This is a genomic window from Flavobacteriales bacterium (genome assembly GCA_025210805.1).
GTDB lineage: Bacteria > Bacteroidota > Bacteroidia > Flavobacteriales > CAJXXR01 > JAOAQX01.
In genome coordinates, this window is record JAOAQX010000008.1 from 1 (window position 1) to 4,989 (window position 4,989).

Sequence of the window (4,989 nt, forward strand, 5' to 3'; positions counted from 1 at the left end):
CATGAAAGAAGACTAAACAATCACAGTGAAAGACTTGATAGTCTAGAACAATACAGATCAGAAGCAAAGACAGAGATAAAAAACTTATGTCAACAAATCAAATCATTGGTGAAAACCATGAGATGGTTCATAGGATTAATGGTAGGAGCATTTGTAGGCTTCTTTTTTTATGCAGTTCAAGCAGGTCTTTTCAAATAGAGAGGAGGTAACTTCATGAACTACAAACTAATTGAAAAACATCTAACACCCAACAAATACAGCAGACCTCAAAGACCGCTGGAGAAAATAAAAGCATTGGTGATCCACTGGGTCGCCAATCCCAACTCTTCAGCAATGGACAATAGAAACTACTTTGAAAATAGAAAACACGGTAAGAATTGCTACGGATCAGCACATGAGATTATAGACCTAAACGGAGATATCGTCCTGGCAATCCCACCAAACGAAATGGCATATCATGTAGGTTCTAAAACCTACACCGATGAAGCATTAGCAGTTTTGGGAGAGTATCCAAATAATTGCACCTACGGAATAGAGTGTACCCATATAGACTGGGAAGGCAATATGACAAAAGAAACACTTGAAACACTAGCAACTCGATGCGCAGACCTTTGTAAAAAATATGATTTAAATCCAATAACAGATATCTGGACTCACAAACAAGTAGTAGGTTGGAAGAATTGTCCCAAATACTTTGTATATCATCCAGATGAATTTGAAGCCTTCAAAATCAAAGTAAAAGAATTGATGAATCAAAATGAAAGCATAGAAAAATGGCAGCAAGAACTAGGAGAACAATCACTCGAAAAGTTGGCCAACATGGAAATAATAGATTCACCTGATGCCTGGAAAACAAAAATGGGTGAAAATGTTCCGACATGGTTATTCTTCACAGTAATATCAAGAATACTAGAAAAAGGAGAGAATGAAAATGCTTAGTGAATTTATCGTAGCAGGATTAACGATTACAATCGTTAATATAGTGAAAGAGCAAGCACCGAACATGAAGAAGAGTATACTTCCACTAATTGTATTCGTTGTAGCAGGCGCTCTAAACACTGCAAATGCAGTTGTTTTCAGCGGTGGAGAAGTAGAAGCAATTCAAGGACTTAGCCAGGGACTTGTTATAGGCGCACTATCTTCAGGGATATACTCTATGGGAAAAAGCGCACTCAAAAAGGGCGAATATTCCGAAAACGATTACAAAAGTGATGAAGTGAAAACCGAATAGAACACTTAGGCTGAAGAACTAACAATCTAAAGTTCTTCAGCTTTTTTTATTTCTAAACTGGGAAAAATTGTCGTTCATTTTCCAACCAGAAATATCCAGATGAGAGTATTGCTCAAATCACCATGATTTAGGATTTTTTGGTAAATCACTGGAGTGAAACACAAGTTTTGCTTGAAATTTGAATGAAAAGGGTATATACTCATTTTAGACAAACGTTGAAACGAGTGTCATTAGACCTTAACATGTGATGTATTGAAACAAGAATTTAGTGTTTAAATATTCGTACTCATTATTGATTAGACCTTAACATACGATGTCACACACCAATCACAACCAAAATAACCTAGAATTTAGATCCAATCTAAACTCTAGGTTATTTTTTTTGCCCTCAAACATTCACCAACATCGGCTCTTTTTTAACGCCCTCAATTTTGATATAATATAAAGGATGTACTTTTATAAATGTACCTAGATCGAGGAGGAAGTAAAAATGGAAAGAAAAGAAAAAACTATAGTATCGGTGAAAAAAGTGAGCAAGGACTGGATGGAGCAACAACCATATATGAATAAATTAAGACAAATGAGCGATGAGTTTTATGAGAAAAATGGGCGCAGAAAAAAACATCTCACTGTGACTTTTGGTTGTCCACAATCTTTTGTAAGCTAGATTTGTGCAAACCATTGATATATCTACATCCGAGACCTCCACGAACTTTGGTGAAAATAGGGCTAAAAATCGATTGAAACGGTTTTTAGCCATTTTTGTATATAAAATGCTGAGTTAATCCATTCCGAAGCTGAATACCAACTACGGTACCATTATCCACTATAACTTTCTTGATTAGAGTGTTAATAAAATCCTTTAAAAGTATTGGATCAATAGTTTGACATAACCATTTGTAGTTGATAGCATTTCGTTTAAACAGTTTATTATTTAGCATAAAATAACTAGCTTGTTTGAAAAATATTTTGTCATCTGCAGAGTAATGGTCTGCAGCATCTTTATATAAAACTTTAATTTCATCATTTATTTTTTCTATTTCAGATTCTAAAGATTTTCTTTTAATTATGAGTTCCTTTTCTGTCAATGGAGTATCAGAGTATAGGTATAAATTCATAAGTCTTTCAAGAGCAGTTTCACTTTTCTTTTTTTCTCTTTCTAGCTTTGCGAGCTTAATTTCTTTTGGAGTGCGCATTTTATTTTTCTTATTAGGCAGAGCCATGTATTCTGGTTCAGATGAATCAGTTACAATTGACGTATATAATGCTTCTAAATCAGATTTATTAATATTTTTAATTTTAGCTAGATGTTTACCAGTAAGAAGTATTTTTTCAAGATCACTTAAAGTATGATTTTTAGTAATAGTCTTTTGTGCTTTAAGTAAATTGGAAATATAATTAACTACGATAGGAGCAAAAGAAACCTCTCCGACCATTTTTACACTACATCCAAGTCCAGAGATAGCACCTATGCATCTATAAATAGATGGTCTAAAACCATCTTTTCTAGCTCTATCAAGACTAGCTCTAAATAATTTACCACACTGATTACATTCTACAAGTCCGCTGAAAATGTGGATATGACCATTTGAACGAAACATCGCAGTATTCTTTGAAGCGTTTTTATCCATTATTTTATTACATCTTTCCCACTGATCAACTGATATTATAGGTTCATGATTATTATCAACCAAAATCCACTCTGAAGGATCTTTCTTTTTGCCTCGAGCAGATTCTCTATAATTGTATCGATAAGTTCCTTTATAGAAAGGATTCCTAATGATGTTTACTACAGTTTTACTTGTCCATGTTCCACCACGTTTTGTACTTACTCCATTGGTATTTAAAAATACTGTGACTTTACCTGTAGATCTATCATTTTCATACTTATCGAAAATAAGTCTAACAGTTTCAGATTGTTCTTTATCAGGAACTGGAAACTTTTTAACTGGGTCCCATACATATCCAAGTGGAACTGGTGCTCCATTCCAAAGACCTTTTTCAGCTCTAGACAGCATAATAGAAGAAACTCTCTCTGCAGTTAATTGTCTTTCGAGTTCTGCAAAAACTAGTATTATCTTCAGCATTGCTTCACCCATAGCCGATGAAGTATCAAATTGTTCGTTTTTAGAAATAAAAGTAATATTATACTTTTTAAGCTCATCATACATTTCGGAGAAGTCTTTGAGATTACGTGAAATTCTATCTATTTTCCAAACTAGCAGATGAGAAAATTCTTTTTCTCTAATTCTTTTCATCATGTCTTGAAAAGCAGGTCTAAGTGTATTTTTCCCAGAGTAACCGGCATCTTCAAAAATAACATAATCATCGATACCCAGAATATATTTAGAATAATTTTTTAACTCTTCTCGCTGAAATGGAAGAGAATCTTTGTCTATTTGGTGAGTGGTACTTACTCGAATATAAAGTGCTGCCTTTTGCTTCAAAGTTAATCGCCTCCTGTCGAATATATGTTCGGTTATAATTATATCATTTAAGAATGAATAATAAAAGGCTACTGAATGAAACCTATTTTGTAGCAGTAAATAGATGTAATTCGAAAAAAGTAGGATAAAATAGTTGTTTTGCACCTTTTGAAATTAATACGTTTTTGTAATAAAGCAAAATGCTTATAAAAAAATACATTTAAAATATATCTTGGTGATAATATTTATATAGGGTAGTAATGAATTTGAAAGGTAAAAAAGGAGGAATTTGTATGAAAGCATTAAATATCAATGAATCATTTAAAAAGATTAATGAGTTTTGGTCACCAAGAATTATATCAAGTGTTGAAAATTGCTATGTGAAGTTAGCAAGAGTGAAGGGTGATGATATTCCTTTTCATACACATGAGAACGAGGATGAACTTTTCATAATTCATAGAGGAAGTTTGGTTTTAGAATTTGAAAATAGTTCTATAGAATTAAACGAAGGCGATGTCTATCTTGTAGAAAAGGGAATAGCTCATAAACCTGTTGCGAAAGAAGTCTGTGAAATAATATTGATTGAGAAAAAAACAACAGCTCATACTGGTGATAATGATGTTGAAATGACTAGAAGTCTAGAAGAACAAATGAGACCACTAGAATAGCATAGATAAAATCAGGAGCCCACTACTAAAAATGTAGTGGGCTATTTTAATTTATGGAAACGAGCGTTAAAATTCCAACCGGAAATATCCAAATGAGAGCATTACTTAAATCACCATGATTTAGGATTTTTTGGTAAATCACTGGAGTGAAACACAAGTTTTGCTTGAAATTTGAACAAAAAGGGTGTATACTTATTTTAGACAAACGTTGAAACGAGTGTCATTAGACCTTAACATACGATGTATTGAAACACAAAAACGCTTTTAAACTCAATATTTTTTATATAAATTAGACCTTAACATACGATGTATTGAAACTATAAATAGAATATTCATTTTCCATGCGAGCTTCATATTAGACCTTAACATACGATGTATTGAAACTCTTGCCATTCACTTGCAAGTTAGGGTTTAAGTTAAATTAGACCTTAACATAAGATGTATTGAAACAATTAGGATCATACTCTTCTAATTGAGCATTTTTTATATTAGACCTTAACATGAGATGTATTGAAACTCAGAAACCATTTTATTATTCATCATTTCTTTAAATTAGACCTTAACATGAGATGTATTGAAACATTAATAATATTTACCAGCTTTGTATTTTGATCTAATTAGACCTTAACATGAGATGTATTGAAACTCATACATAACCTGCATG

Annotated in this window: 6 protein-coding genes; 5 read left to right on the plus strand and 1 reads right to left on the minus strand. The window is 32.6% G+C overall.

The window, feature by feature from the left end; translation table 11 throughout:
- The 4 genes from N4A45_05185 to N4A45_05200 all read left to right on the plus strand — a co-directional run.
- Nucleotides 1–198: hemolysin XhlA family protein (locus N4A45_05185; GenBank protein ID MCT4664609.1), on the plus strand; the 198-nt coding region annotated here is incomplete at its 5' end.
- A 15-nt stretch (nt 199–213) separates the two neighbouring features.
- The gene (locus N4A45_05190) at nt 214–939 is read left to right on the plus strand and encodes an N-acetylmuramoyl-L-alanine amidase (GenBank protein MCT4664610.1); all 726 of its coding nucleotides are present in this window, start codon (nt 214–216) and stop codon (nt 937–939) included.
- Nucleotides 926–1,231, plus strand: a complete 306-nt coding sequence (locus N4A45_05195; GenBank protein ID MCT4664611.1) for a hypothetical protein — start codon at nt 926–928, stop codon at nt 1,229–1,231. Before N4A45_05190 ends, N4A45_05195 begins: the two co-directional genes overlap by 14 nt.
- A 490-nt stretch (nt 1,232–1,721) precedes the next feature.
- Entirely contained in the window at nt 1,722–1,898 is a 177-nt protein-coding gene (locus tag N4A45_05200) for a hypothetical protein (GenBank protein ID MCT4664612.1), read from the plus strand.
- Nucleotides 1,899–1,983: 85 nt separating this feature from the next.
- Here the strand turns inward: N4A45_05200 and N4A45_05205 are convergent, their stop codons facing one another.
- Nucleotides 1,984–3,678 carry a recombinase family protein gene (locus N4A45_05205; protein ID MCT4664613.1) on the minus strand — a complete coding sequence of 565 codons (1,695 nt, stop codon included), beginning with the start codon at nt 3,676–3,678 and terminating at the stop codon, nt 1,984–1,986.
- A 272-nt stretch (nt 3,679–3,950) separates the two neighbouring features.
- On the opposite strand from N4A45_05205, the gene N4A45_05210 reads away from it, so the two are divergent.
- The gene (locus N4A45_05210; GenBank protein MCT4664614.1) at nt 3,951–4,325 is read left to right on the plus strand and encodes a cupin domain-containing protein; all 375 of its coding nucleotides are present in this window, start codon (nt 3,951–3,953) and stop codon (nt 4,323–4,325) included.
- Nucleotides 4,326–4,989: the final 664 nt, after the last annotated feature.

Excerpts from the sequence above, each read along its gene's own strand:
- N4A45_05190 (MCT4664610.1), top strand. The coding sequence starts at position 214 with ATGAACTACAAACTAATTGAAAAACATCTAACACCCAACAAATACAGC.
- N4A45_05195 (MCT4664611.1), top strand. The coding sequence starts at position 926 with ATGAAAATGCTTAGTGAATTTATCGTAGCAGGATTAACGATTACAATC.
- N4A45_05200 (MCT4664612.1), top strand. The coding sequence starts at position 1,722 with ATGGAAAGAAAAGAAAAAACTATAGTATCGGTGAAAAAAGTGAGCAAG.
- N4A45_05210 (MCT4664614.1), top strand. The coding sequence starts at position 3,951 with ATGAAAGCATTAAATATCAATGAATCATTTAAAAAGATTAATGAGTTT.